This is a genomic window from Pedobacter sp. BS3 (assembly GCF_008274585.1).
GTDB lineage: Bacteria > Bacteroidota > Bacteroidia > Sphingobacteriales > Sphingobacteriaceae > Hufsiella_A.
The window spans coordinates 242,561-269,107 of the sequence record NZ_VTRT01000005.1; the positions used below are offsets into that span (position 1 = coordinate 242,561).

Here is a 26,547-nt window from a genome sequence, read left to right on the forward strand (position 1 = left end):
GAAGCCCACCCCGGTCTCCCAAAGGGAGAAGTTGGGACTAATACTATTCGTCTTGTTTCTTGTCTCTATATTCTTGTTTCTTACTTATTTCGCTGCCTTTTCCTGTTTTCTGAAATAACCCCTGAATAGAAAATTATGTTTTAAGGCCTCCATATTTTCATCGAGCTTTTTTGTGCTCGACTCCAGGTTTTTGATAGTGTTTTTTAATTCGTCCGATACCTGCTTGTCATTAAGCAGCGTGCCAACGGCATTATCATTACTGTTGAATTTCGCGGTAGCTTTATCGAGGTTTTGCGTAATCTGTGAAGCAGATTCGGTAGTTTTTTGAAGCTCCGCTACAGAAGTTTTCAACCGGGCAAACACAACCGTATCGGTTAACAACTGGTTCGCCAGGCCGGATTTATTGTTCAGTTTGTTTGTAAAAACGGATAGCGATTGTGTAATCTCGTTAGTATTGGCCGATGCTTTTTGCAGGTTGGCCATTACAGCCTTAAAATTATCAGCCATCTGTTTATCGGTTAACAGGGAACCGATAGTGCCTTCGCCTTTCGCTAATTTAGCCGATAATACTTTGAAATTATTGGTTATTTCTACCAGGTTCTTGTTGTTTTCCTGGAACGTATTCATGATGTCATCGGTACTGGTGGTTTTAGCAACCTGCAACGTACTGCCGTCATCTACGGAAGGAGCGTTTGATGTGCCGCCGTAAATCACCACAATTTTATTGCCTATCATTCCTTCAGAGCCAATTTTTACAAACGCATCTTTATGAATGTATTTCTGCGACTGCTCTTCCACTTTCATGATAACTTCTACTACCGAATTACCTCTCAGGTTAATGGCTTTTACAGTTCCAACCTTTACGCCCGAAAACCAAATGTTGTTACCAGGCTTTAATCCCGAAACATCGTCAAAAACAGCTTTAAGCGTGATGCTGCTTACAAAGGTTTTTTGTTTTGAACCGAGCGTAAGCACGGCAACAATAAAAATAACAATGCCAATGGCTATAAAAATGCCAACTATAACTGAACGCTTATTTTCCTGCTTGCTCATTGGTTTAAAAAGTTATAATCATAAAATGTTTTTACCCGTTCATCATCCGTATCAAAAACCTCCTCAAATGATCCCTGGCGTTTAAATTGTCCGTCAAGTAACATGACGATCCTGTCGCCGGTTTGTTTGGCACAAGCAAGATCGTGGGTGATGATGATAGACGATGTATTATAGCGCTGCTGAACTTCGTTGATCAGGTTGTTGATGTCAATACAGGTGATAGGGTCGAGGCCGGCTGTAGGTTCATCGTACAGCATAATTTCGGGACGCAGGATCAGGGTGCGGGCAATGCCTACACGTTTGCGCTGTCCGCCCGAGAGCTCTGCCGGCATCTGGTTAATGGTATGCAGCAGGCCAACCGCATCCAGAACCTGCTCTACCGAGCGGTTTATTTCCTTCCGGGTCAGGTTCCGCAGGTTTCTTACCAATGGAAATTCCAGGTTTTTGCGAATGGTCATACTATCGTATAGGGCACTGTTCTGAAATGAAAACCCGATTTTTAACCGTAATTTATCCAAATCGCGGGTATTTAGCAGGGGCACTTCCTCGCCCAATACGTTAACCAGGCCACTGTCGGGCTTTAATAAACCCGATATGATTTTGATGAGCACAGATTTTCCGGTTCCCGACCGGCCTAATACAACCAGGTTTTCCCGATTATACAGGTCAAGGTCAATGCCTCTCAATACATGCAGGTCGCCAAAGGATTTAACGAGATTGCGAATGTGTATCACCACCTTGTCTTTATCAATATGTACTTTCGGTTTTTGCATTACCTGAGTGCCGCGACAATTTGAACAACAATGGTTTCTTCAATAAAAATCAGGAACATGGCGATAACTACCGCGGCATTGGCTGCCCGGCCAACGCCTTCTGTTCCTTTGGATGAGTTGTATCCCTGGTAACAGCCTACCATGCCGATGGTGAAGCCGAATAAGATAGCTTTGATGAGGGATGAAAACAGGTCTAAAAAGCTGATGCTTTCAAATGCGCCTTCAAAAAATGTTGCCAGGCTGGTTTCTTCGTTCTGGTGAACATTTAAATAAGAGCCCATCAAGCCCACAAAGCCGGTGTACATGGCTAAAATAGGTATGGTGAACGTGGTTGCCAGCACACGGGTAACTACCAGGAATTTAAACGGGTTGGTAGCCGATACTTCCATGGCGTCAATCTGTTCGGTAACCCGCATGGAGCCTAACTCAGCGCCAATGTTCGAACCTACTTTTCCGGCAGCTATCAGCGCTGTTACCAGTGGAGCCAGCGCACGTACAATAGCTATCGAAATCAGGCTGGGTAACCAGGAAGTAGCGCCGAAATCTTCCAATGAAGGCCGCGACTGTTTGGTAAACACCATACCGGTAATGAATCCTGTAAGGGTAATCAGACCTAATGACCGGTAGCCAACCTGGTAACACTGCCTGACCGTTTCCTTAAATTCAATGGGAGGTGAAAATGCTTCTTTGAAAAAACGTACCACAAAGTTCGATACATCATACAATGTAAAGAACATATTGTCTAACCGCCTGGTAAGTACGGGTTTGTCTGCTTCTTCGTTATCAACGGGACTTTTTCCAGCGTTCATCAATTACTATTATCGTGATGCTTCTGCATTAACGAGCGTACTTAAAAACAAGGTGAAGATAAGGATAACTCGGTAAATGTTATTTATTTTTTCCAGAAAACAGGAAAACGCCTGCTAAGTTTTATATTTTTTTAAGCAGGTGTTTTTCTGTAGGATATCTCATCCTCACTTAATAATTACCTTCATCGCCATCATCATCCGCATGGAGCGTATCCGCATGCTCTTCGGGATGATAGTTTGCCTGCAATTCAGCCAGCTTGGCTTTACCGTAAGCCAGTCGGGTGATGAGTACGAACAATATCGGCACAATGAATATGGCCAGCAAGGTAGCCGCCAGCATACCGCCAATAACGGTCCAGCCGATGGTTGTACGGGCTACAGCGCCTGCACCTGTCGCGAATGCCAGCGGAAGTACGCCTAATATAAATGCGAAGGAGGTCATTATAATGGGGCGTAAACGTAGCTTTACAGCTTCTATGGTTGCCGCTATCAGCTCCATTCCCCAGTCTACACGCTCTTTGGCGAACTCCACAATCAGGATAGCGTTTTTAGCCGATAACCCAATGAGCGTGATTAAACCGATTTGCGCATACACGTTGTTGGTGAGACTGGGCAGCAGGGTAAGGGCCAGTATCGCCCCGAAGGCGCCTAATGGTACCGCCATTAAAATAGAGAACGGAACCGACCAGCTTTCGTACAATGCTGCCAGCAACAGGAACACGAAAACAATGGACAAACTGAAAATAACTACCGTGCTGTTTCCCGAATTGATTTCCTCACGGCTTAGGCCCGAAAAGTCATATCCGTATCCGGCAGGAAGCACCTGTGCGGCAACTTCTTTTAAGGCTTCAATGGCTTGTCCGCTGCTGTAGCCTGGCGCCGCATTGCCGTTAAATTCCGCCGACCTGAACAGGTTATAATGCGAAATCAACGGAGCGCTTTCTACTACCTTGTAGCTGATTAGTGTACTCAACGGAATTTGTACGCCCTGCTGGTTAGTGACATAGTAATTGCCGATATCCTTAATATCCTGCCGGTACATGGTGTCGGCCTGGGCAACCACCCTGAAATTACGCCCGTAGCGTGTAAAATCGTTAATGTATGAGCTACCCATATAAGTTGATATGGTGCTGAACACCGAAGTGAGCGATACGCCCAGTTTCTTGGCTTTTTCGCGGTCAACTGTAATCTGGTAACCCGGAGTTTTGGCCGTAAAGAACGTATAGGCTTTGCCTATTTCGGGGCGCTGATTGGCGGCCATCATAAATTTCATGCAAACCTGTTCAAACTCCTTGATATCGCCCGCCTGACGTTGTTCCAGCATAAAGCTGAATCCGCCGGTATTACCCAGACCGGGTATGGCCGGCGGTGGTACCACCACGATATTAGCACCCTTAATGCCCGAAAACTCTTTCTGCAACTGGGCAATAATGGCATAAAGCTGCTGCGAGGCGTCTTTACGGTCTTCCCAGGATTTAAGCTGGATAAAGAACGTACCGCTGCTGGGTTTGAACGAAAAGTTTAACGCGTTAAGACCGGAAATGGCTGTGGCATTGTTAATGGCCGGTACTTTTTTACTGATAATATCCGACATCTGGTCTAAGATGGCTTTTGTCCGCTGACTTGATGCGCCCTGCGGAAGCTCCACCGAAATAAATAACCGTCCTTCATCTTCGGTAGGGATAAAGCCCGTTGGTTTGGCTTTAAACAATCCGAATGTTCCCACATAAATACAAATCAGGATGATGAACATTAACGGCGCCGCTTTGATGGTTTTTCGTACACCTTCCGTGTACCGGTTTGTGGTGCGGTGAAACCAAACGTTGAACTTGAAGAAGAATTTATTCAACCCGTGCGAATCCTTGTTCAGGTTCATGGGTTTTAGCAGCAGCGAGCATAAGGCCGGTGTTAGCGACAGGGCTACAAACGCCGAAAGAATTACTGATATAGCAATGGTGATGGCGAACTGCTGGTACAAGCGGCCTACGATACCGGGGATAAAGCCTACCGGGATAAACACCGCTGCAAGAATAAGCGCAATGGCAATAACCGGGGCGGTAATATCTTTCATAGCCCGGCGGGTGGCTTCTTTTGCCGACAGCTTTTCGTGGTCGATATAATGCTGTACGGCTTCGACCACCACAATGGCATCGTCTACCACAATACCGATGGCCAATACAAATCCAAATAAGGTTAATGTATTAATGGTAAATCCTAATGGGATGAACAGGATGAATGTTCCGATAATGGACACCGGAATAGCCAGTATGGGGATAAGTGTTGCACGCCAGCTTTGCAGGAATAAAAATACCACGATAGTTACCAGGATAAGCGCTTCTACCAGGGTATGGATTACCTCTTTGATGGATACCTGAACCACCGATACGGTTTCGAAGGCTACCTTATAATCGATATCCTTAGGGAAACTTTTCCTGAGGTCGCTCATGGTTTTGTACACGCCGTCGGCAGTTTCAATGGCATTACTTCCCGGCGACTGGTTTACCAGCAAAATGGTGGTTGGATTACCGTTTATGGTCGATGAACGCCCGTAGCTGAACTGTCCCAGCTCTACGCGGGCAACATCCTTCAGGTAAACAACCGAGCCATCTTCGGGCTTAGTCCGGATAATGATGTCGTTGAACTGGTCTTCGGTAGTCAGGCGCCCGTTTACATAAATAGAGTATTCAAATGCCTGTGACGAATATTGCGGGGTAGAACCCACAGAACCGGCTGCAACCTGCATATTCTGTTCTTTCAGGGCGTTCATTACATCGTTGGGAGTCAGCCCCAGTTGAGTAAGCTTATCCGGCTTCAGCCATACCCGCATACTAAAATCCTGACCGATGGCGGTCACATCACCAACACCTTTTACACGCAATAAGGCATCACGTACGTAAATATTGGTATAATTATCAATGAACTTAATGTCATGCGTTCTGTTAGGCGAATACATGGCCAAAACCATCATGATGGTCGGATTCCGCTTTTTTACGGTAAGCCCGAGGCGTTTTACTTCATCCGGCAGGGTAGGCTCGGCTACGCTTACACGGTTTTGTACGTCCAGTGTGGCAATATCAATGTTGGTTCCAATGTCAAACACCACGTTGGTTGACATACGGCCATCACTGGTTGCGTTAGATTGCAGGTAGGCCATGCCGGGTGTACCGTTAATCTGTGTCTCTACCGGTGTTATTACCGTTTGTTCTACGGTTTGTGCATCAGCGCCGGTGTAAACGCCCGAAACCTGAACGGTTGGCGGGGTTATATCCGGGTACTGGCTTATGGGCAGCGACCGTATGGCCAGAATACCTACTAAAACAATTACAATAGATATTACAATGGAGGTTACCGGTCTTCTTATAAATACTTCAGATATCATGTTGAATCAGTTATGACTTAACAAAAACAGGAATGCTGCTGATATTAAGCTTTTAATTATTGATGTATTTTCGTTTTAACTAAGGCATCAATGAGCCCGCCAAATGGTGGGTTTTGACTTTTAACTTTTTATTTTTGACTTTGCTTGTTGGCGTCGCCTTCTGTTATCTTGCTGCCGTCACGCAGGTTTTGGATGCCGTCAACAACAATGGTTTCGCCTTCTTTCAACCCCTCACGTACTACAATCTTATCAGCCGAACGGCTGCCCAGCTTAACGTTCCGCTGGCTAACCACGTTGTTGTTTACCACAAATACATAATATTCGCCCATTTGCTCCGTAACCGCCTTGTACGGAATAACTACCTGCTCGCCGGTATCATTATTTAATACGCGTACGTTAGCGGTCATGCCGGCACGCAAGGCATGCTGCGGGTTCGGAAAGCTAAGCCGTATCTTGATGGTTCCGGTTTGCGGGTCAACGGCTCGGTCTATGGTGTAAATGCTTCCGCTATAGCGATAAATGCTTTGGTCTGAAAATGCCAGTGTAAACAACGAATCGGTTTTGGCCGTTCTTAACCGGTTAAACCGTGGAATTTCATCCTGCCCGATGGCTATATCCGCGGCAATGGGATTATCGCTTGAAATGGTATTTAGCAGGGTAGAGCCGGGAGTAATCAGGGCGCCGAGCTTTACCTGCGAGATACCGATAGTTCCGGCAAACGGCGCTACAATAATGGATTTATTCAGGTCTACACGGGCATTATCGGCCTGGGCTTGTGCCGCTGCCAGCTGCGATTTGGCATTGTTCAAGTCGGTGAGCGCATAATCTACCCGTTGTTTGGCAATAGCGTCCTGTTGCGCCAGCTTGTTATAGCGGTCTGCATCTTTCTGGGCTTTATCCAGATTAGCTTTCGCGATAGCTACGTTGGCTGATGCCTGGTTATATGCCGCCTGGTATTTGCTGCGGTCTATTTCGTACAGCTTCTGACCTTTGTTTACCTGCTGTCCGTCTTTAATAAATATTGCTGTGATATATCCGCCAACTTCACCACGCAATTCTACTTCATTGATAGGTACTATGGTTGCGGGATAAGTGTCAATACCGGTAATGTGTTCTTTGCTTACCTGAGTTGTAACCACCGGAACCGCCATATCTGCCGGATTCTGTTGGGCCTGTTTTGCCGAATTGCCACATGAGGCTAATACCACTGATGCGGTAATGAATGATGCGGTCCAAAATAAATGCTTGTTCATTGTTGTCGATATTATGGGTTGACGGTTATGTTTCCTAATGCCTGCTGTACATCCAGCTTGCTTGATAATAAACTGTATAGTGCGTTTAAGTAGTTGATTTCTGCGCTGCGAAGGTCGGTTTCTGCCGTGGTAACTTCCAGGTAGCTTTTTATACCTTCGTTGTATTGCAGCTTAATGGTGTTGTATACGTCTTTAGAAAGCTCAACGTTCTCACGTTGGGTTTTCCATTCGTTCAGGTTGCTTTTATAGGCAGCCATTGCCTGTTCATATTGCGTGTTAATGGCTTTTTTAGTTTCGGTAATGTCCAGGTCTAAGCGCAAATCCTGTAACTGTGCTTTACGCATGTTCTGGTAGCGGCGGGTTCCGGTAAATATGGGCATTGCCAGCTTTAAGCCTACCTGCGAGTTCGGGTAAACCTGGTTGTACAGATTGCCGAAGCTGTTATTCTGATACACCCAGTTATAGTTTATAAACGCGGAGAGGCTGGGTAAAAAGCCGTACTTATAATAGTTGATGTTCAGGCTTTGTATCTGTTTCTCGGTTTGCAATTGCTTATACTCTACCCGGTTGGCGTAGTTTACCTGTTGGGTAGTGTCCAGCAGGATTTGCTGCTCCATGCGCTGGTTGCTGTAATTCAGCTTCAGGTCGGCATTTACCGGGTAACCCATTAATTGTTTCAGGTAAGCGTACTGGTATTTCAGGGTTTCGTTGGTGCGCTTTAAGTCGGCCTTCGCATTACTTAGCGAGATGGTTGCCCGCTTATAATCGGTTTTATCTACCAAACCTGCCTGGTATTGCGCATACGAATCTTTAAGCTGCTTATCCAGCCGGGCGATTTCTTCGTTCAGGATTCCCTGCTGCTCATTGCTGGTCAGAATGGCGTAAAATGCTTTGCTTACCGTTACTACCGTGCTGATTTTGGTCAGTTCGGTAGCTTGCCTATTACCGGTGCGGGTATATTTGGCTCCTTTGGCAGCCAGTAATAAATCGTTGGTAAAGATGTTCTGGTCTGCCTGAAGCAGGAAGTTGGACGTGTTGCCTATTTGTTGCAGCTTTTGGCCATTGAATATGGTCACCGGAGGTTTCAGATAATGCGACGCGTTGGCCTCGCCGCGTATTTGGGGCAGCCATCCCGCCAGGGCCGCTTTAATATCCCGCTCGCCGATTTCCTCGTCAATAATGGATTGGTTTACCGCCGGACGATTTTTCAGGGCGTAATTTACACAGTCCTCCAGCGTAGGGTTTTGCAGTAGTGAATCGGTTTTTGCTTCCTGGGCAAAACCGTGTTGTCTGCACAGCAGAAACAACAGCAGGTAACATACAGATTTATTGAGCTTCATATATTTAAGGTACAAGTTAATGGGCTTTAATACCATCCCAGATAATTAAAGCCATGTTTTCAAGTTCTTCGTAAGTAAATTCCCGCCTTTTTGCGTGATGCAGTTTCGCGGTAGCTACAATGCTGCCCCGTATAATGGGAGCCAGCAATTCAAATTCTATCGGTTTTAAATGTCCGTTATCAATTCCCCAGCGGTAAAACCCGATTACTTTTTCCTGCCAGATGGCGCTTTCTTTTTCCGGGTACAGCTTCAGGTAAGGCGAATTGACATATTGTTCTAAAAAGTTAAGCACACTTTCGTGATGAATGTAATACCGGCAATTCCGTATCCACAAGGCTAGAAAACGGGCCTTGAACGGTTTTCCGGGGTCATCATCAGTCATTAAACCCAGTGCCATGTCGTTTTTTACCTGTACATAAATATCTGAGATCAGCTCATCCTTACAGGGAAAATAATGATAAATGGTGGCGGGCGCTACGCCGGCATTACGGGCTATCTGACTGATGGGCGTACCATGGAAACCATGGTCTTTAATCAGTTCAATAGCGCTGTTTACAATAGCGCTTCGTTTGCAGGTAGTATCATCTAATCGAACGCCCATTCGGGTGGCAAAGTAAGATAAAAAGGTTTAATTGTTTATTAAACATATTCCGTTTATGACAATTGGCTGATGTAAGATTTTTGTTGCAGGAAGCAGTAATAAAAGTCAAAATTCAAAAGTGGGAAATCGCAGAACTGGTTCAGTTGAATGACAATACAGGTTGATTGATTTTTAGAAAAGCAATGCTTGTGCCATTTGGGTTCGGGTAGCCCGGCTTTACGCTTATACTGCACGAGCATTAGCCGCAAGGCCGGTATCCGCTCAATCCGGTTTAGCCTGGGTGGGGCAGTGGGGTTATTTAGCTGTATAAACGGATAGAAATGTTTATATACGACTAAGTGCTTATATTTGGGTATTGGCGGTCAAGCGTTTTGAGCGATGCTAACGAAACGGTTATAGTATATAGTAGCTATAATAATCGAACTGAAACAGAAATGATTGAAAACCTAAAAAATACGACTTCTCAGTTGATTGAGAAATACATTGACATTTTAGCCAAAAACGGAGAACCTGATGAGGTTTACAAATATCTGGCGATAAGCACCTTTCAGAAAAATTGGAATTTAGAAGCAGACGATTTTTATCAAATGTTTCGGACTTCTTTTAGCAAAGTTTCAAATCTACTATATCAGAATTCTTGGGGATTTATCGAAAAATCAGCTCAAAATTTTCCCGAAGAAACAAGAGAAATGTTTCGTAATTTATATGACGAATCAGTAGAAATTGCACAAAGGATAAAAACCTTTCAAGTCGAATCAGAGAAATTATTACCCAAAGTCAGACAAACATTAAACCGAACCAATATTAACGCTCAACAAGATGAGCGAACAATTTCGGTTTATTTGGCTTTTCGTTTTCCTGAAAAATATATGTTGTACAAAGCAGATTATTACAAGAATTTCTGTGACCAACTCAATATAAAAGCGAAAAAATCTGGAGAACGATTTTTGCATTTGCAAGAATTAGCCAATCAAATTATTGAAGAAAGTTTATTGGATGATGAAAATTTCATCAATACATATCGCAAATTTTATCAAAAACCAGATTGGGAAGATAAATATCTGATGATTCAGAATATTTTGTATGTCGTTTTTAGAGATTTTAAAGAAACTGATTTAGTCAATCTATTGAAAGATTTTGACCGAAAAGATTTGGAGGAATACTATGAGTTTTTAGATAAAATCATAGAAAAGTTCGGCTTACAACAAAATGACCAAAGATTGGTTTTCAATTTTCGAAACAAAAAATTTATCGTGTTCACGATAGGTCAAAGATATATTCTTCGAGTTAATAATTCTAAAAGTACTGAATTAACATTTGGAGCGATTTCTACCGAAGGATTTACAGAAAGGTATTCTAATTTTGACGGAAATCCAAAAGCATATTGGAATGGCACAAATACTATTTCAGAAATAAACAATCATCAAATTAAGGTTTTTGATGCAGTTGAGCAAGTACTCAATCGCACTCAAATTTCAGGATATTCCAAGTACAACAAAAAAGAATTAGAACAAATGGCTTTTGATGTAGATTTTAGAAATGAAATTTTGAACCAATTGGATAATCAAACAACAACCGAAAAGCCAATGGAAATTACAAAATTCGATAAAAAAACGCCTCTCAATCAAATTTTGTTTGGTGCTCCGGGAACAGGAAAAACGTACAACACAAAAAGAATAGCTGTTGAAATCATCAACGGAAAAAAAGCAAGAACTCGTGAAGAAATAAATGCGGAATATGAAAATTTGGTTAATGCTAAACAAATTGTATTTACTACGTTTCATCAAAGTTTGAGCTACGAGGATTTTATCGAGGGAATAAAACCTGAAACATCGGACGGTAATGTAACTTACGAAGTAAAAGACGGAATTTTTAAAAGTTTGTGCCAAAATGCCAACCCTAAAAACACCGTAAGTTTTGAAAATGCTTATGAGAAACTTCAACAAAAATTAGCTGAAAATGAAATAATTGAGCTTAAAACTCCGACAGACAAAACTTTTTCAATTACTCTTAATAAAAACGGAAATTTAAGTTTGATGACAGGAAGCAAGAGAGAAAAACAAGGCGTTTTAACCAAAGAAAAATTATTACAACAACTAAACGGAAAAGAGGTTTTTATTGGTTGGGAGGGATATTTTAAAGGTGTTATCAATCATTTGAAGTCCGAATTTAACTTCAATCCTGAAACAACTGAAAACACTAAAAATTACGTCCTCATCATTGACGAAATCAACCGTGGAAATGTTTCCGCAATTTTCGGAGAACTCATAACACTTTTGGAAGAAGACAAACGAAAAGGAAATAAGGAACAAACCGAAGTAACACTTCCCTATTCCAATGATAAATTTTCTGTTCCCAATAATGTTTATGTCATTGGAACAATGAACACAGCCGACCGAAGTGTAGAAGCATTGGACACCGCTTTGAGAAGGCGTTTTTCGTTTACGGAAATGCAACCCAATCCCGAAATTTTGTTGGATTCGGAATATCGAGATGTCGATTTGAAAAAATTGTTGGAAACAATAAACCAACGCATTGAAGTATTGATTGACAAAGACCATCAAATTGGTCATTCATACTTTATCGGGATTCAAAATTTAGACGATTTGAAGTTGGTTTTTAAAGACAAAATTATTCCGCTTTTGGAAGAATATTTTTATGGAGATTTCGGGAAAATCGGTTTGGTTTTAGGTGGTAATTTCATTTTTCAAGAAGAAAACACAGCAAAATTCCCGAAAAACTTCACGTATGAAAATGACTTTTTAGAAGATAAAAAAGTATTTCGTTTTACTTCGTTTGACAATTGGAATGAACAAACTTTTATTTCTGTTTACGAAGATTAACGAATGAATAACAAAAAATTCATACAAGTATTCGAGTATCAAAAATTACGATATGATGATTCGGGAATTTTCCGAAAACATCATTTTGATGCAATGGTAAAATTCAATGAATTGCACCAAAACAAATACTTTACAATTATTCATAAAGGAATCCGATTTGGTAGTTATGTTGGTGTGATTCAAATTGGTGGTTTAACGATTGAAATTCTTCCAAAAGCAGACAATAACGAAAATGCAGACAAAAATCTTTGGCAAAATGTGTTGCTGAATATGCTGAAAGTCTGCAAACACATTCAAGTTGAATCTATTTCAGAAACGCAACTAAAAAAACGCTACCATTCCATTTTAGACGTTTATTTTGAGTTGTATTTAAACGAAGTTGAGCGATTGGTAAAAAAAGGATTGATAAAAAAATACCGAAAAAATCAATCCAACCAAAACGCTTTAAAAGGCAAATTGCTTTTTGCTCAAAACATTCAGCAAAATTTGGTTCACAAAGAACGTTTTTACTGTGAACATCAGGTTTACGACAAAAACCATTTGTTACATCAGATTTTATTTAAAGGTCTGTTAGTTTTGAAAACCTTTGTGAGCGATTCTTTAAAAGATAAATTAAACCGATTACTGTTTGAATTTCAAGATTTTAAAAACATAAATATTCAGAAAAAACATTTTGATAAGATTATCATTGACCGAAAAAGTCATGATTATCAAAAGGCTATAGATATTGCAAAAATCATCATTCTGAATTATTCGCCAAGTTTGAATTACGGAAACGAAAACTTACTCACGCTTTTGTTTGATATGAATGTTTTGTGGGAAGAATATATTTTCAGAATTCTTCAAAAACATAAAACCAATGAGATAGAGGTTTTATTTCAGAACTCAGATAAATTTTGGGAAAATAAAAAGATTCGTCCTGACATCGTTTTGAAAATGAAAGACGAAACATTTGTAATTGACACCAAATGGAAAATAGTAGATTCTACCAATCCATCAGACGATGACATAAAGCAAATGTTTGTTTATAATCTGCATTGGAAAGCCGAAAAGACATTATTGCTTTATCCTAAAATCAATCAAAGTGACAGCCATTTCGGAACATTCCACTATGATAATTTAGGCAAAAAATGTAAACTAGGTTTTGTTGACATTACCAATAACCTTACTATAAAACAGAGTAGAATCGTAGCGGATGATATTTTTGCAAAATTGAATACGACGTTGAATATTTAGAGAAAGTCCGATAAAGCGAAGCTCTCTTACGCTGGCTTAAGTTTAAGCTTGGATTATGCAAGGACTAACTTATGCCATTATAAACTATTAACAGGTACAGGCTTTTACAGCTTAAAGGCACACGCGGCACGCGATGCGCCCGATAGAGCGAAGCTCCGGCTTCGTTCGGGTACTTTTAAGCCTCTGGCTTTACTTATATGCTGATAGCTTTTCAATTGATTTCTTGAAAAGTCCGGTCGCTAATATTGAAGATAATAGTGCAATTTAAAACCTGTATCCTACGCTAAACCGGCTTGCCGTAGATTGATCAAAAATAAAATGAAATTGCTTTAGCTGAAAGAAAAAAGCGAATGCCGACGATCCCCTGCCGTTACCCCAGATAATATCATCGTTGTTGTTATGAGAACCAACTCCTTTGTATTTTAAGTTGCCAAAAGTTTTGCCTATAGTTAGTTTGAACCCGAATTGCGTATGTATGGAATTTTTAGTGTGCCAGATAACTTCACTGCTCAGTCCCGCGGAAAAAAGATCACTGCGTGTGATACTGTAAGCATCGGGAATACCAATAACCGATTTGCGGTAGTGGTAGTAATCACCAAACTCTTTGTTGTAGGCAAGTTCCAACCCGATAACCCTGAAATCTGTTCTGCCTGAACTGGTTACCAGGTTTGCAGACGTATTTAAATTAAAACCCGAGAAATTTTTTCTGTCGAGAACATTAACTACAGTAGTATCTATGGAATTATTTTCTACCGTTCCAAAATATCCCCCGCCTCCATAAGAAACATTGATGTTTTTTAAATAATGACTTCGGGAAAAACTGAACTGTCCAAAGGTACTTTCTTCATCAAGGTTTGCCATTGATTTACCACCGTAGGTGGCGGTAACGTAATTTGATGTTTTAATGCTGTCGAAAGACATTGGCTTGGGCATGTAGGTTAAATCGGCTTTGAGCATTACCGGCATATAATATCTTATGGAATCACATCCGGAAAGCAAAACAACAAGAAATGCCGGAAAGTAAATTTTCTTCATAACTGGTTAATCGGTTTTTAATTATAGTACGACTATTTTAGTCGTAACGCTACAGCCGGATTAAAAAATAGCGTAATCCGACCATATCGTTTAAATCTTAGAAGCTGTTTAAAAATGAAAAAGTGAAGTTATACAGAGGCTGCTGGTGGTGACACCAGCAGCGGCAGGGAGCCATGTACGGTGTCTTCACCGTCCATTGTTTAACCCTGTAAAATAAAATTTAAACAGCTTCTCACAGGGCCCGGATATAAGCCATTTTTAAAAACCGTAGAACTTCTTCATTCAAGTCGTCGGGGGAATATAGGCGCAAATGATGGTTGAACTGCTTATCATCTCCGGGAACCTGTGCGATTTTATGAAAGCATAAATTATCGGGATGCGGTTCTGTAAACGGTATAACCACGTTGATGAAATTTTTACCAAGCTGGTTAATATACGCGAAGCGAATACGGGCAGCAATGGCAATCATACTTTTTGTGGGGCGTATGCTGACTTCGCCAAGCTGTTTACAGGCCGCCGTAAAATGATGATATAACGCAACGGTATAGTCGCTTTTTCCGGTTAGAAAGGCTTCTATAGTATTCTCATTGCAGGAATGAGTCTGGTTCTGTTGGGCAAAATCCTGATGACAAAACGGGCAAGTCCACATTGGTTCTTCTTTTTTATAAAAGTAGCCGAAATTTAATTGTTTACAGGCTTAAGTTAAATGCCCGTAGCTGAGCTTTATCCGTTATTCTACTTCTTCCCACCAGGTCGTAAATGTCTGGTTAGTGTTGTTGAGGTCAACCATTTCACCAATTTTGGGTGTTATTAGGGGAAGATGATATGTTTTGTTAAGCTCGGTGATTGTTTTCAGTGGCTCATCCCAGGCATGTTGGGCCAGGGCGAATTTAGATGAATGTGCCGGGAACAAGCGTTTCGCTTTTAAATCGCGGGCAGCCTGCAAAACTTCGTTGGGTAACATGTGAATAGCCTGCCAGGCAACATTGTACTGTCCGTTATCCAGTACGGCCAAATCAAACGGCCCGAATTTTTCGCCGATTTCAGCAAAATGTGTATCGTAACCACTGTCGCCGCCCAGGTAAAGGTTAAGCTTAGGCGTTTGCAGAATATACGATAGCCATAAGGTATTATTTCGGTTAAATCCCCTGCCGGAAAAATGCCTTGCCGGAGTAGTGTGTAAGGTGAGATTATTAGCAAGCGCAAGAGTTTCGTCCCAGTCCTGCTCAATGATTTTTTCAGTATCAAATCCCCAGCGTTCAAAATGTCCGCCTACGCCAAGTCCGCATACAATGTGTTTTACCTTGCTTTTTAGCGCTATAATGGTTTCGTAATCCAAATGGTCGTAATGATCATGCGTAATAAGCAGGTAATCAATCTCAGGCATATCGTTTGGCGTGTAAATATCGCTGCCCTTAAAAGCTAAATTTGTTCCTGGAATAGGAGAGGCGTTACCGCTAAAAACCGGGTCGACTAAAAAACGTATGCCTTCTAATTGCAGAAAGTAAGACGAATGTCCGAACCACACTAACACATCGCTTTTTGTGGAAAGCGCCTTTAAATCTGTTTTAACGGAAGGGATTAAACCGGTTGGTTTTCTTCGTGGCAGGGCTTTAAAGAATTGTTTATAGAGTAAGCCCATCATGGAATATCCCTTAGTTAATGTCGGCGTATAATGCGTGTTCTGAAATTTGCCGTCAGCGTAATTACGAGATAGGGTTATTCGTTTTAAGCGTTCGCCGTTTGGAGCCTTTCCGAATTTAGGAAGTCGGGTATAAAGAAGTATTATTATCCATATTAACAGGATGATGAATAGAATTATCATTATCATGGGAGTGGTTATCCGTTTTAGCTGATAATTAGCATGGTAATCTGTAGCCTGGTGTAAAATTTAACGGCCCGAATGTACAATTTATCGTGCAGGAATTGCAAGCGCAAAGTCAACACGGCGTAAAATGCCGGTACCTGTCCTGTTATTTTGCCGGCAGTTTGTTTCTTTTGTAAAAAGGAGATAGTTCAATGAATTTTTACTCACGTAAATGGATCAAACCGGAAGACCTGAACCCTAACGGTACCTTATTTGGCGGTAGCTTGTTACGGTGGATCGATGAAGAAGCTGCTATTTATACCATGTGCCAGTTGGGCCGTAGCCGCATTGTCACCAAGTTTATATCAGAAATTAACTTTGTAAGTTCGGCACGCCAGGGCGATGTGATAGAAATGGGTATCGCGGCAACCGCTTTTGGCCGGACATCCATCACCCTATGTTGCGAAGTTCGTAACAAGGTAACCAAGCAAAGCATTCTCACCATTGATAAAATGGTTTTTGTGCATGTGGATGAGAATGGAGTTCCTGCCCCGCATGGAAAAACCGGGGTAATTAGCGCTGAAGAGGCTTTTAAAAAGGATTAACCCACGTTTGGTTAAACCACGGCCCGGCCGATACTGCTTCTTTGCGGCACCGGGATTTGTACGTGGTTATCCATAAAATACATTTTATAAGCGTCATTGGGACTCAGAAATGTAACGCTGCTAAAACCTTCCCGGTACAGTTGACGGCTAAGTTCATCGTGATTGATATGTGTAATCCAGGGTTCGCCTAATGCGGCTGCCCGTGCTGCGGTTATACTTTCCGGAGCCTGATCCCGGTGTTGCGACATCGTAAAAACAATCTCGCTTTGTTGTGGCAACGCAGCCACAAACCGGAAAATACGATCCACCGCCTTGCGGCTAAGATAAACCATTACACCCAGGCAGGCAATAAAGAGCGGTTTGGTGAAGTCTATACAACTGTCTAATGCGGTTGTCCATTCGTCCGATTCCAAATCGATAGTAATAAAATTGAGATTTTCTGGTAAAGATACGTGGGCTTGCCGTAGCTTAAGTAGTTTTTCTGCCTGGCTGGCCGGATGATCCGCTTCAGTAATCATAAGTTCATCAGCCCAACCAGGTTGCCTGTAAGCGAATGTGTCTAAACCGGCGCCCAATATCAAATACTGCCGGATACCCCGGTCAACCGCCTGTTTTAAACAATCTTCGGCATAGCGGCTTCGTAAAACGATGTGGGTTCGTAATGCCATCATCTTAGGATGATAAAAATATTCGCTATGCTGACGGATGTATTCAGGGGCTTCCGGGTTTATTAACCGTAGAATAACAGGATCATCCAGTAATTTATTGTGGCCATCAATAAGCTGGTGTGCGGCCCGTAACATGGCGGCTCCTATAGCTGTAGCGCTTCCGGTTTCTTTATCCATTTTTTCAGTTATTTCGGTTGTTACCGATGCGTACGAAAAGTTCAATACGATTATAAAACGGGTCAATAACGGTCATAATGAGTATATCAGCATCCCAATCAAGTTTACGAAGCCCAGGCCGCATATATTTATAATTTTTATTGTTGATTGATTTATATAACAGCTTATATACACCTTTCGCACATTTGTTTTAGGACAAACTTTCTATAATGGCTTTTATCATTTTGTCATCTATGCTATCAAACTCAGACTTATCATAGATAGTTAGCAGGTATACTTCTTTGTTATCGCTTATTGTGTAGGTGATAACTCGCCCACCGCCGCTTTTCCCTTTTCCTTTACTCTTAATTGCAAGCCTGATTTTGTATGTATTGTTACCTAAGGGAGTTCCGGTTTCTGGCTTAACCGTAAGAGTAGTATTCAAAACGACCAATTCTTGTTTAAGAGAGGGGAATTTTTTGATAAGTCGTTTTGCTTCTCTCTTAAACTTGTCACTTGGGATGACGCTAAAGCTCATTCAAAAACTCATCAAGTGTTTGCTTATGTCCTTTTGTTTGTTTAAGAGTAGCAACTTGCTCATATGCTTCTTTAAGGTCAGAACGTAGCTTTAAAGCCTGCTCATACTTTTTCAGCTTGTCAAGTAATTTTCTCCATTCGTTTAAAGGTAGCTGTACAGCTTGTACCTTACCATGTATATCGTTTACATATTGTAGTGCGACTTTCATATTTCAAATTTATTATTTTTTCCTGAACTATGAGTGCCTGAAAACAGGTTAAGATTTAAAGATAACGATCGGTATGATTTACTGTTCAAAAAACAAGGCATCCGATGCTATCAGATGCCTTGTTTTTTAAAATGACTCAATCCGGTTACCTTCTTGACGGTCTGCCACCGTTACGCTGATTAGAACCCTCGTTGTGGGAAGGCTGGCTTGACCGTGAACGTTCAACGTTTTGTTGCTCACGTTGCGTCCGTTGCTGTTGCCTTGCCTGTTCAGCTTGCTGGCGTTGTTGCTGTTGTTGTCGTTCAGCCCGTTGCTGCTCATACTGGCGTGTACGCTCGGCTTGCTGACGTTGTTGCTCTGCAGCCTGTTGTTCGCGTTGTGCCCGCTGTTGCTGATATTGCTGCATCCGTTCAGTTCGTTGTTGTTCCTGCTGACGTGTGCGTTCAGCCTGCTGGCGTTGTTGGGTAGCCTGATCCTGTTGTTGCCGCTGTTGCTCACGCTGTTGTCGTTGCTGTTCATACAATTGCCTGCGTTGTTGCATCTGCTCTGCAGAACGACTTTCACCACGATCTTCCTGCTGCCTTCTTTGCCGCCATTCGGCAGAACGATCTGCCCGTTGGACATCGTTATTCCTGTTCCGCTGATGTTCTGAACTTACACCCTGATTATTACGGTTATTGGGCGTGTTAGCATTTCCTTCAGAACGGCTTGGACGGGGTCTGTTATTATCAACGTTAACAGGCTGCCTGTTAGATCTGTCGTACACTTTAGAAGGTGCATCATTGCGACCTTTTACTACTACCGGCCGGTATAAGTTCACGTTATTTCCCGAAATTCTTGAGCGGTCGGGACGATGCTCATCGTTGATCCGGTAAACGTTTACCCGGTTGCGGGTTACCCGTTCAAGTTCGCTCACCCGGGGGCCACTGTAGTAACGCCTGTTGTTATACACATATACGTTATTGATAATGGTTGTACGACTGAAAATATTCACGTTTCGCGGACGCGGAGCATAGTAGTCGTAAATACGCGGACTGCAAATGTATTGTTGCGGCACAAATACCCAGAAATTTAAGGGGATATTTACCGAGACACCAATGGTCATTCCCGGACCTAAGGGGGCCCATCCATAATATCCGCCCCCGGTGCGCCAGTCAACCCATGCCGGGCCCCATTCGCTGTCGGGAACCCATACCCAGCCGTTAAAATCATCATAAAACCAACGCCCGTAATGAAATGGCGCCCATCCCCAGTCATAATCAGAAACCCAGGTGTTACCATAAGCGGTAACTACCCAGTGCCCGCGGGTAGCATAAGGTGCAAAATCCGGCTCTACATCTGGCGCCCACACATAGCCATATTCGGGGGTATTGATCCACCGGCCATACGGAGCTAACTGATCGTAAAATAGCTGAAAGGATATATTTACAGGCCTCGCCTGCGTTTTTTGCGGAGTTACTGCGCTTAAACCGGTGAGGGTTAGAGCAGCTAACATCCAGAGTTTGATCCATCGTTTCATAGTCTTTCCTGTATTAATGGCTTTCGCCTTGTTATATGGTATAGACGATACAACATCTTAAAACGTTTACTGCGATTACTTAAGTGTACAAAGATGTTACAATAGTATGAGATGGATGATTTATTAAATTTGATCAATCATTGTTGCTGGTATAGTGTTAAGTCAAAATAGCCAATCAGTGAATGATTTATTTAAACGCTGTATATAGCTATCCAATATAAAAATAAACTATGAAATTAGTTATTGTACGGCACGGACAATCTGCATGGAACCTGGAGAACCGTTTTACCGGCTGGGTTGACGTTGATTTAACTGACCAGGGCAGGGAAGAGGCCAGGCTTTCGGGCGAGAAGCTAAAAGATATACCGTTTGATGTTTGTTTTGCATCCGAACTGAAGCGTGCCATTGAAACGCTGGATATTATCCTGCATGTTACAGGACAAACAGACTTACCGGTTTTTAAGGATGCCGCACTGAATGAACGTATGTATGGCGATTTACAGGGATTGAATAAAGCCGAAACAGCCGAGAAGTTCGGTGCTGTACAAGTTGCCTTGTGGCGAAGAAGCTTTTCCGTTGCTCCGCCCGGCGGAGAGAGCCTGAAAGATACGCAGGTGCGGGTTTTAGCCTATTATCACTCACATATTGTGCCCTATTTAGAACAAGGGAATAACGTACTTATTGTGGCGCATGGCAATAGCCTGCGGGCATTAATGATGTATCTTGAGCATATCAGTGAAGAAGCAATTGCTGAGATAAACATACTTACCGGTGTGCCGCGTTTGTATATATTTGATGCGCAATTAGCGTTGCAGGAAGTAAAAAATTTATAATGAACAGCGAAATTCTGAATGAACTGGTAACCACATCCATGCCTTTTGGAAAATATAAAGGTACGTTGCTTTGTAACCTGCCTGAATATTATTTAAACTGGCTTTACACCAAAGGGTTTCCGCCAGGGAAATTGGGTATGCAGTTAGCAACCATGTATGAAATTAAGCTGAACGGCCTGGATTACCTGCTTGCCCCGCTTAAAAAAGCGAAAAATAGATAAAAAGGTCACTCTTTAGTTGAGAGTAACCTTTATATGCTGTTTGTAACGAAATCAATTAGCCGTTAAACAGCGCTTTGTACACGCAATTTAACACTGCCGGCCAGCTTATCTGCCTGTCCGGAAATCTGGTCAATGCTGTCAGCAGCCTTATCTTTCAGGTCGGATATTAAACCGCCCAGGTTTTTTAACGAGCTGCTTAGTTTATCGCAGGTTTCTTTTCCGTTATCTGTTGCCAGTAAGTAATACACCGCTGCTCCAGCAGCCAGCCCCGCCAGCATTACTGTTGCTATTTTAGATTTGTTACTCATAATATTAGTTGTTTTACCGGATATAGTATAAAAACCCTGCCAGAATTTTGGGTGAAACCCGAAAATGACTTATAATAACAATTTCCGTGCAGGAAGAAGGGTTATTTCTTTGCCTTCAACATGATATACATCTTCCTGGTGCAGCGTTATGATATTCCCTTTTTCCAAACCGAAAAAAATCATCGCTTCAACCAAACCTGCTATTTTCCTTTTCACTTTTCGGGCTTTCAACTCGCTGTCTAATCTCCGGAAATCATCTTTTTCAAAGCCTGCCAAACGAGGGTCTTCAAAGTTTAAAACAATGATTTTCCCGAAACCGAAGGTAATAGCTGACGCAGCAACGTGCTTTTGCCACAACGCCGTATGCCAGTTACAATGCTCGCGAAACTCTCGTGGAGCTTTATTGCAGTAAGTTTTTCACGTTTTACGCTGCTGTCTTTTTTTAGCCAGGCTTCGTTTTGAGAATCTATTACTTCCGCTATCAGGCTTTGCGCTATCATTGCTGTTTTGTTTGATACAAAAATATAATATTGTTTGATGGTATCAAACGAAGTGGTTGTTTTCTGGCAAATGAAAAGTTTCTTTTGCCTCTGAAATCTTTATGTTATAAAGCCAAAGATTATTACTAATGGTGAGCGTTATACTGCAATATTCTGTTGCTTTCCGGAGCTCTTTGGATCAAGTGCAGCGTTATGGTCTTAGTGTGCAATACGCTGTACGCAATACTACTTTCACGACACATCAAACTGCAACTGGCTCAGGTAACGGTATAAGCCTTCCTCGTTTTGTAAGAGCTCCTGGTGCGAGCCACTTTCTACTACCCGGCCTTTCTCCAATACCACAATCCGGTTAGCCTCGCGAATGGTTGAAAGCCGGTGCGCAATAATGATGGAAGTGCGGTTTTTCATCAGCTCCTCCAGCGCTTCCTGTACAAGGCGTTCCGATTCAGAATCAAGCGAAGAGGTGGCTTCATCCAGTATCAAAATGGCGGGGTCTTTCAACAGGGCCCGGGCAATAGCGATGCGCTGGCGTTGTCCGCCCGAAAGTTTTACACCACGCTCACCTACGACAGTGTCGTATCCCTCGGGGAAACCGGCAATGAAGTTATGCGCATTGGCCCGTTTTGCCGCCTGGATAATTTCCTCCTCAGATGCACTTAATTTGCCATAAGCGATATTCTCACGGATGGTTCCGCCGAAAAGCAGCACATCCTGCGGCACAATGGCAATCTGGTTGCGGATGTCGGTCAGAGGAAATTCAGCAGAAGGTTTACCGTCAAAAATCAGGCTTCCCTGCTGCGGTTCGTAAAAACGAAGGATCAGCGAGGCAATAGTTGATTTTCCGGCTCCGCTGGGCCCTACGATGGCAACTTTTTCACCAGCGTTTGCCGTAAATGAAACGCCGTTCAAAACCGTTATTTCTTTTCGGGATGGATAGGCGAACATAACATCGCTGAAGCTGAGGTTACCCTGCAGTTTATTCCGGATGGCGTTCTCTTCCCGTACCATAGAAACAGGCTCGCCCACTTCATCCAGTATTTCCAGTACCCGCTCGCTGGCGCCCACTGCTTTCTGGATATTGGCGTACAAATCGGGGAAGCTGCCCATAGCGCCGCCCACAAATACGGCGTATAAAATATAGGTGGTGAGCACACCGGCGCTAAGCTCGTGATGCATAACCAGCGATGAACCGTACCAGATAACGCCTACAATAGCCCCAAAAAGACAAAATATAATAAACGATACAAAAACGCCCCGGTAGGTAGCTCCCCGCAAAGCGATAGTGACCACTTCCCGCAGGTTTTTATCGTAGCGGCTGGCTTCGTAGGCCTCGTTAACAAACGCTTTTACGTTGCTTATTCCCTGGAGTGTTTCTTCAACTACGGTGTTCGATTCAGCCAGCTTATCCTGCGCTTGTCGCGAAAGTTTGCGAATGAATTTGCCAAAAAGTAACGCAATAACAATCATTACTGGTAGCAAAGTCAGCAAGAGCAGTGTGAGTTTTACCGATAGTACGAATAACAGCACAATTCCGCCGGTTAGCAGTACCAGTTGCCGGGTTGCTTCCGCAAGTGTGGTGGTTAAGGTATCCTGTATTTGTGATAGATCCGCCGAAAGGCGACTGTTCAGCTCACCGACACGCCGGTTAGAAAAGAAGTTCATAGGCAGCGAGATCAGTTTGAAATACGTATTTCGCCGGATATCGGCCAACGATTTCTCCGCTACCTCAACAAACAGGCGGATACGACCAAAGGATATGAATGCCTGCACAAACAAGATTATGAATGCTGTTGTGCCGATAATGGTAAGGTTTGACGGAATGAAGTTAAACTTATGTTTTCCCTCGGCAGCGTCGATCATTGCGCCCAGGAGCGCTGGCATAGCCAATCCAACCAGGCTGGATAGAAACAGGAAGAGCATGCCGGTAATAAATTTCGCTTTGTACGGACTCAGGTATTTGAGTAATCCGCGTATTTTCCGGAGATTCTCCCTGTTAAGCTTTGCTTTGGGTAATTCTTCCGATGGTTTATTGCTGCTGTTAAATCGTCCTCTGGCCATAGTGAATGTAAAGTGGCAAATGTACGTGTACAGGCCGGCTGCCGGAAGCTTTATTGGGTATGTTACAGAATAATGACGGTAAACTAACGGGTTTTACCGGTAAAAAATGCCGGTTTCTTCCGGGATATCCAATACAAAAGAGCAACGAGGGCAAGACCTAACACCATGCTGATGACAGAACGGATGTCTTTTTGTTTTTCCAGGGTATTGATCTGAGCATTCAGGCGATCGTTTTGCTGCTGTAGCTTGGCAATGGTTTGCATATAGGCGTTTATCCGGCCCTCCACATCACTGGCTTTGGTGGCAGCTTGTGTCTTTTCCAGATCCTTATAATCAAGCAGGATTTTCAGCTCACGGAAAATATGGTTATCAGTTTGCACAATCTCCGTTAAAATATCAATAGATCGCTGCATATCCTTCTTGGTCTTCAACCCAAATATACCTGTGTGCATGGTAAGGCTCTGGTCGTACTGCCCGAATTTCATGCTTCGTTCATCAAGCAGGCGGTTTACCTTGGTACGCTGCAACTGGTAGGCAGACGTATCGGCCTGACCGTAACAGAACATTCCCGAAAAGAGGAAGAAGATGGATAAAAGTATGAGTTTCATCTGTTTATTTTCATTGTTTTTCATTTGTCAGATGGTTCTTACCATGATTAAATAATCATTGCCCTTGTGTGTTTAATAATTATTTAATCATGGACGATTCATGATATAGTTTTTCAGCTTTTTGGTTGTTTGGTTTGTTAGAGCCTGGCAGTGCCATTAGCTTTAGCCTTATGCTTTCCGCTTTCAGCCACCTTACGCCTTCTACCTTCCCACCTTCATCCTTATAAGCTAAACGTTCTTTTCCGAATAAAATTCTATCCGCACAATATCGCCTAAATTCAGACCCAGCAAACCGCTGGCGTTACCTTTATTAATGGCTATTTCAAGATAATTGCTAATGCCGAACAAACAGAGCTTTTCGCCCTCGGGAACCTCATTATAGTGCCAGCTAAGTTGTGTAATCGATTCATTGCGGCGGAAGAACAGGGCGAAATTCCGGTTGCGCTGTACCCGGGTAAACAGATCTTTGGTAATGTTGGTAATCACGTTCTGGAATGAATCAATGTAAATTACGCTTCCGCGGATAATATCACGCTCGATAACCGGTTGAAGGCTCATTTTTTCTTCCACATGACTAACCGGCAGACCGATCTCGCTTATTTTGCCACCTTTGGCGAGATGCGTAGCTGCCTTAGCAAAAATATCCGTTAAGGGGAAATGCAAAAACTTCAGATCCTGCATAATGTGCAGCTCTACAATTTCCTGGGGATCTTCTTCAAAAAGCAGCGAGAATATGCCGTTATCAGACCCAACAAAAAAATGATCGCGGTAGCGTATGGCCAGGTAACGTGTATTTTGATTATATACAGAATCGATACCGATGAGGTGAACACTGTTTTTGGGGAAATAGGGGAAAGCGTTTTTTAAAACAAAAGCAGCTTCAGAAATATTGAAAGCAGAAATGTTATGCGTAATGTCTATCAAAGATACAGCTGGCAACAGGCTGAGGATGCTCCCTTTGAGGGCGGCCTGGTAAAAATCTTTATCACCAAGGTCAGTTGTAAGGGTTATTATTGCCATTAAAATGTGAATATTTATTACTAATCTTGCGATAGGTTTTTGCTGTTGCAAATATTCAAATTTTAATCGCAAAAAATACAGGAAACTAAAAATACATCATCTTGAACGAACTGAAATTCACCCTCGATAATATAAACCCGTTGGTACTGTGGGGGCCGGGTAATGAATACTTTGAAGTTATAAAAAAACAATTTCCTAAAATAAAAATCGTAGCCCGTGGCAATGAGCTAAAGGCCCTGGGCGATGAAACAGAGCTTAACAATTTTAACCGGAAGATCTCGGGTATTATTAATCACATTGAAAAATTCCAGAGCCTGAGCAATAACGACCTGGAACATCTGCTGGGCGCCAAAGTAACCGATGTTATCAATGGTGAAACCAGCGCAACAGCTGAGAAAACCAGCAGCGGCGAGGCCATTGTGTTTGGCCCTAACGGGATAGTAGTGAAAGCCCGTACTGCCAACCAGCGCCGTATGGTTGACAGTATGAACAAAAACGACATCCTGTTTGCCATTGGCCCTGCCGGAACCGGGAAAACCTACACCGCGGTAGCCCTTGCCGTTCGGGCGCTGAAAAATAAGGAGATCAAGCGTATCATTTTAACCCGTCCGGCAGTTGAAGCAGGCGAGAACCTGGGTTTTCTACCCGGCGATATGAAGGAGAAAATCGATCCGTACCTTCGCCCGTTGTACGATGCGCTCGACGACATGATACCGGCCGAAAAGCTGAAAGTTTATTTGGAAAACCGTACTATTGAAATTGCGCCACTGGCGTTTATGCGTGGACGAACACTGGATAACTGCTTTGTGATACTCGACGAAGCCCAGAATGCTACCGATATGCAGCTTAAAATGTTCCTGACACGGATGGGGCCGTCGGCAAAGTTCATTGTTACCGGCGATGTTACGCAGGTAGACCTGCCTAAAAAGCAGCAGTCGGGCTTGCAAACCGCCTTACGGATATTGGACAATATATCTGGTATTGATATCATTTACCTGAGCGGCGAGGATGTGGTACGGCACAGGCTGGTTAAACGTATCCTGTCCGCTTATGGCGATATACAGGAATAGGGCTTATAGGTAGAAGGTTTGAAGGCAGAAGGTAGCTGAAAGCAAAAAGCCGGAAGCATAAGGCTGAAAGTAATTAAATAGAACAACAAAAGAGAGTTCTGAGTGT

General features: G+C 42.8%; 27 protein-coding genes. 6 read left to right on the forward strand and 21 right to left on the reverse strand.

Annotated elements, in window-relative coordinates:
• Positions 1-84: 84 nt before the first annotated feature.
• The 7 genes from FW774_RS14515 to FW774_RS14545 all read right to left on the reverse strand — a co-directional run bounded on the left by FW774_RS14515 (position 85) and on the right by FW774_RS14545 (position 9,208).
• The gene (locus FW774_RS14515) at positions 85-1,053 is read right to left on the reverse strand and encodes an MlaD family protein (RefSeq protein ID WP_149348923.1); all 969 of its coding nucleotides are present in this window, start codon (positions 1,051-1,053) and stop codon (positions 85-87) included.
• Positions 1,050-1,826: an ABC transporter ATP-binding protein gene (locus FW774_RS14520; protein WP_149348924.1), complete on the reverse strand. Its 777-nt coding sequence runs from the start codon at positions 1,824-1,826 to the stop codon at positions 1,050-1,052. The genes FW774_RS14515 and FW774_RS14520 overlap by 4 nt, the downstream gene beginning before the upstream one ends.
• Positions 1,826-2,635, reverse strand: coding sequence for an MlaE family ABC transporter permease (locus FW774_RS14525; protein WP_149348925.1), 810 nt, complete (start codon positions 2,633-2,635; stop codon positions 1,826-1,828). Before FW774_RS14525 ends, FW774_RS14520 begins: the two co-directional genes overlap by 1 nt.
• A 169-nt stretch (positions 2,636-2,804) precedes the next feature.
• The gene (locus tag FW774_RS14530) at positions 2,805-6,014 is read right to left on the reverse strand and encodes an efflux RND transporter permease subunit (protein WP_149348926.1); all 3,210 of its coding nucleotides are present in this window, start codon (positions 6,012-6,014) and stop codon (positions 2,805-2,807) included.
• Positions 6,015-6,142: 128 nt separating this feature from the next.
• Positions 6,143-7,267 (reverse strand): efflux RND transporter periplasmic adaptor subunit, encoded by a 1,125-nt coding sequence (locus FW774_RS14535; protein ID WP_149348927.1) that lies wholly within the window; start codon positions 7,265-7,267, stop codon positions 6,143-6,145.
• An 11-nt stretch (positions 7,268-7,278) separates the two neighbouring features.
• Positions 7,279-8,607 (reverse strand): TolC family protein, encoded by a 1,329-nt coding sequence (locus FW774_RS14540; RefSeq protein ID WP_149348928.1) that lies wholly within the window; start codon positions 8,605-8,607, stop codon positions 7,279-7,281.
• Between the two features lie 16 nt (positions 8,608-8,623).
• Entirely contained in the window at positions 8,624-9,208 is a 585-nt protein-coding gene (locus tag FW774_RS14545) for a TetR/AcrR family transcriptional regulator (protein WP_149348929.1), read from the reverse strand.
• Positions 9,209-9,642: 434 nt separating this feature from the next.
• Between FW774_RS14545 and FW774_RS14550 the strand changes: the two genes are divergently transcribed.
• The gene (locus FW774_RS14550) at positions 9,643-12,051 is read left to right on the forward strand and encodes an McrB family protein (protein ID WP_149348930.1); all 2,409 of its coding nucleotides are present in this window, start codon (positions 9,643-9,645) and stop codon (positions 12,049-12,051) included.
• Positions 12,052-12,054: 3 nt separating this feature from the next.
• Positions 12,055-13,287 carry an McrC family protein gene (locus FW774_RS14555; protein WP_149348931.1) on the forward strand — a complete coding sequence of 411 codons (1,233 nt, stop codon included), beginning with the start codon at positions 12,055-12,057 and terminating at the stop codon, positions 13,285-13,287.
• A 264-nt stretch (positions 13,288-13,551) separates the two neighbouring features.
• Here the strand turns inward: FW774_RS14555 and FW774_RS14560 are convergent, their stop codons facing one another.
• The 3 genes from FW774_RS14560 to FW774_RS14570 all read right to left on the reverse strand — a co-directional run bounded on the left by FW774_RS14560 (position 13,552) and on the right by FW774_RS14570 (position 16,153).
• Complete coding sequence (locus tag FW774_RS14560) at positions 13,552-14,322, reverse strand: hypothetical protein (RefSeq protein WP_149348932.1); 771 nt, start codon at positions 14,320-14,322, stop codon at positions 13,552-13,554.
• Positions 14,323-14,554: 232 nt separating this feature from the next.
• Positions 14,555-14,971 carry a DUF5655 domain-containing protein gene (locus FW774_RS14565; protein WP_242457842.1) on the reverse strand — a complete coding sequence of 139 codons (417 nt, stop codon included), beginning with the start codon at positions 14,969-14,971 and terminating at the stop codon, positions 14,555-14,557.
• 81 nt (positions 14,972-15,052) lie between these two features.
• The gene (locus FW774_RS14570) at positions 15,053-16,153 is read right to left on the reverse strand and encodes an MBL fold metallo-hydrolase (RefSeq protein ID WP_317132763.1); all 1,101 of its coding nucleotides are present in this window, start codon (positions 16,151-16,153) and stop codon (positions 15,053-15,055) included.
• Between the two features lie 188 nt (positions 16,154-16,341).
• On the opposite strand from FW774_RS14570, the gene FW774_RS14575 reads away from it, so the two are divergent.
• Entirely contained in the window at positions 16,342-16,734 is a 393-nt protein-coding gene (locus FW774_RS14575; protein ID WP_149348934.1) for an acyl-CoA thioesterase, read from the forward strand.
• A gap of 11 nt (positions 16,735-16,745) precedes the next feature.
• Here FW774_RS14575 and FW774_RS14580 read toward each other — a convergent pair whose 3' ends face one another.
• The 5 genes from FW774_RS14580 to FW774_RS14595 form a co-directional block, all read right to left on the reverse strand.
• Positions 16,746-17,579 carry a class I SAM-dependent methyltransferase gene (locus tag FW774_RS14580; protein WP_149348935.1) on the reverse strand — a complete coding sequence of 278 codons (834 nt, stop codon included), beginning with the start codon at positions 17,577-17,579 and terminating at the stop codon, positions 16,746-16,748.
• A 4-nt stretch (positions 17,580-17,583) separates the two neighbouring features.
• A complete protein-coding gene (locus FW774_RS20915) occupies positions 17,584-17,742 on the reverse strand; it encodes a glyoxalase superfamily protein (RefSeq protein ID WP_410522744.1) in 159 nt (52 codons plus the stop codon).
• 27 nt (positions 17,743-17,769) lie between these two features.
• Positions 17,770-18,096 (reverse strand): hypothetical protein, encoded by a 327-nt coding sequence (locus tag FW774_RS14585; RefSeq protein ID WP_149348936.1) that lies wholly within the window; start codon positions 18,094-18,096, stop codon positions 17,770-17,772.
• Positions 18,086-18,304: a hypothetical protein gene (locus tag FW774_RS14590; RefSeq protein ID WP_149348937.1), complete on the reverse strand. Its 219-nt coding sequence runs from the start codon at positions 18,302-18,304 to the stop codon at positions 18,086-18,088. The genes FW774_RS14585 and FW774_RS14590 overlap by 11 nt, the downstream gene beginning before the upstream one ends.
• Positions 18,305-18,449: 145 nt before the next feature.
• Positions 18,450-19,823, reverse strand: coding sequence for a DUF6600 domain-containing protein (locus FW774_RS14595; protein ID WP_149348938.1), 1,374 nt, complete (start codon positions 19,821-19,823; stop codon positions 18,450-18,452).
• 230 nt (positions 19,824-20,053) lie between these two features.
• On the opposite strand from FW774_RS14595, the gene FW774_RS14600 reads away from it, so the two are divergent.
• Entirely contained in the window at positions 20,054-20,656 is a 603-nt protein-coding gene (locus FW774_RS14600) for a 2,3-bisphosphoglycerate-dependent phosphoglycerate mutase (RefSeq protein ID WP_149348939.1), read from the forward strand.
• Positions 20,656-20,877 (forward strand): DUF3820 family protein, encoded by a 222-nt coding sequence (locus tag FW774_RS14605; protein ID WP_187774910.1) that lies wholly within the window; start codon positions 20,656-20,658, stop codon positions 20,875-20,877. The genes FW774_RS14600 and FW774_RS14605 overlap by 1 nt, the downstream gene beginning before the upstream one ends.
• 62 nt (positions 20,878-20,939) lie before the next feature.
• Here the strand turns inward: FW774_RS14605 and FW774_RS14610 are convergent, their stop codons facing one another.
• The 6 genes from FW774_RS14610 to FW774_RS14635 form a co-directional block, all read right to left on the reverse strand.
• The gene (locus FW774_RS14610) at positions 20,940-21,185 is read right to left on the reverse strand and encodes a YtxH domain-containing protein (protein WP_149348941.1); all 246 of its coding nucleotides are present in this window, start codon (positions 21,183-21,185) and stop codon (positions 20,940-20,942) included.
• A gap of 69 nt (positions 21,186-21,254) precedes the next feature.
• Complete coding sequence (locus tag FW774_RS14615) at positions 21,255-21,461, reverse strand: hypothetical protein (RefSeq protein WP_149348942.1); 207 nt, start codon at positions 21,459-21,461, stop codon at positions 21,255-21,257.
• A gap of 17 nt (positions 21,462-21,478) precedes the next feature.
• Entirely contained in the window at positions 21,479-21,685 is a 207-nt protein-coding gene (locus FW774_RS14620) for a hypothetical protein (protein WP_149348943.1), read from the reverse strand.
• A 231-nt stretch (positions 21,686-21,916) separates the two neighbouring features.
• Positions 21,917-23,743: an ABC transporter ATP-binding protein gene (locus FW774_RS14625; protein WP_149348944.1), complete on the reverse strand. Its 1,827-nt coding sequence runs from the start codon at positions 23,741-23,743 to the stop codon at positions 21,917-21,919.
• A gap of 83 nt (positions 23,744-23,826) precedes the next feature.
• Entirely contained in the window at positions 23,827-24,351 is a 525-nt protein-coding gene (locus FW774_RS14630; RefSeq protein WP_149348945.1) for a hypothetical protein, read from the reverse strand.
• Positions 24,352-24,579: 228 nt separating this feature from the next.
• The gene (locus FW774_RS14635) at positions 24,580-25,371 is read right to left on the reverse strand and encodes an S-adenosyl-l-methionine hydroxide adenosyltransferase family protein (protein WP_149348946.1); all 792 of its coding nucleotides are present in this window, start codon (positions 25,369-25,371) and stop codon (positions 24,580-24,582) included.
• Between the two features lie 101 nt (positions 25,372-25,472).
• On the opposite strand from FW774_RS14635, the gene FW774_RS14640 reads away from it, so the two are divergent.
• Entirely contained in the window at positions 25,473-26,441 is a 969-nt protein-coding gene (locus tag FW774_RS14640) for a PhoH family protein (protein WP_149348947.1), read from the forward strand.
• The last annotated feature ends 106 nt before the right edge of the window (positions 26,442-26,547 follow it).

Coding starts and splice junctions, on each gene's coding strand:
- FW774_RS14515 (WP_149348923.1), bottom strand. CDS start 1,053: ATGAGCAAGCAGGAAAATAAGCGTTCAGTTATAGTTGGCATTTTTATA.
- FW774_RS14520 (WP_149348924.1), bottom strand. CDS start 1,826: ATGCAAAAACCGAAAGTACATATTGATAAAGACAAGGTGGTGATACAC.
- FW774_RS14525 (WP_149348925.1), bottom strand. CDS start 2,635: ATGAACGCTGGAAAAAGTCCCGTTGATAACGAAGAAGCAGACAAACCC.
- FW774_RS14530 (WP_149348926.1), bottom strand. CDS start 6,014: ATGATATCTGAAGTATTTATAAGAAGACCGGTAACCTCCATTGTAATA.
- FW774_RS14535 (WP_149348927.1), bottom strand. CDS start 7,267: ATGAACAAGCATTTATTTTGGACCGCATCATTCATTACCGCATCAGTG.
- FW774_RS14540 (WP_149348928.1), bottom strand. CDS start 8,607: ATGAAGCTCAATAAATCTGTATGTTACCTGCTGTTGTTTCTGCTGTGC.
- FW774_RS14545 (WP_149348929.1), bottom strand. CDS start 9,208: ATGGGCGTTCGATTAGATGATACTACCTGCAAACGAAGCGCTATTGTA.
- FW774_RS14550 (WP_149348930.1), top strand. CDS start 9,643: ATGATTGAAAACCTAAAAAATACGACTTCTCAGTTGATTGAGAAATAC.
- FW774_RS14555 (WP_149348931.1), top strand. CDS start 12,055: ATGAATAACAAAAAATTCATACAAGTATTCGAGTATCAAAAATTACGA.
- FW774_RS14560 (WP_149348932.1), bottom strand. CDS start 14,322: ATGAAGAAAATTTACTTTCCGGCATTTCTTGTTGTTTTGCTTTCCGGA.
- FW774_RS14565 (WP_242457842.1), bottom strand. CDS start 14,971: ATGTGGACTTGCCCGTTTTGTCATCAGGATTTTGCCCAACAGAACCAG.
- FW774_RS14570 (WP_317132763.1), bottom strand. CDS start 16,153: ATGATAATGATAATTCTATTCATCATCCTGTTAATATGGATAATAATA.
- FW774_RS14575 (WP_149348934.1), top strand. CDS start 16,342: ATGAATTTTTACTCACGTAAATGGATCAAACCGGAAGACCTGAACCCT.
- FW774_RS14580 (WP_149348935.1), bottom strand. CDS start 17,579: ATGGATAAAGAAACCGGAAGCGCTACAGCTATAGGAGCCGCCATGTTA.
- FW774_RS14585 (WP_149348936.1), bottom strand. CDS start 18,096: ATGAGCTTTAGCGTCATCCCAAGTGACAAGTTTAAGAGAGAAGCAAAA.
- FW774_RS14590 (WP_149348937.1), bottom strand. CDS start 18,304: ATGAAAGTCGCACTACAATATGTAAACGATATACATGGTAAGGTACAA.
- FW774_RS14595 (WP_149348938.1), bottom strand. CDS start 19,823: ATGAAACGATGGATCAAACTCTGGATGTTAGCTGCTCTAACCCTCACC.
- FW774_RS14600 (WP_149348939.1), top strand. CDS start 20,054: ATGAAATTAGTTATTGTACGGCACGGACAATCTGCATGGAACCTGGAG.
- FW774_RS14605 (WP_187774910.1), top strand. CDS start 20,656: ATGAACAGCGAAATTCTGAATGAACTGGTAACCACATCCATGCCTTTT.
- FW774_RS14610 (WP_149348941.1), bottom strand. CDS start 21,185: ATGAGTAACAAATCTAAAATAGCAACAGTAATGCTGGCGGGGCTGGCT.
- FW774_RS14620 (WP_149348943.1), bottom strand. CDS start 21,685: ATGATAGCGCAAAGCCTGATAGCGGAAGTAATAGATTCTCAAAACGAA.
- FW774_RS14625 (WP_149348944.1), bottom strand. CDS start 23,743: ATGGCCAGAGGACGATTTAACAGCAGCAATAAACCATCGGAAGAATTA.
- FW774_RS14630 (WP_149348945.1), bottom strand. CDS start 24,351: ATGAAACTCATACTTTTATCCATCTTCTTCCTCTTTTCGGGAATGTTC.
- FW774_RS14635 (WP_149348946.1), bottom strand. CDS start 25,371: ATGGCAATAATAACCCTTACAACTGACCTTGGTGATAAAGATTTTTAC.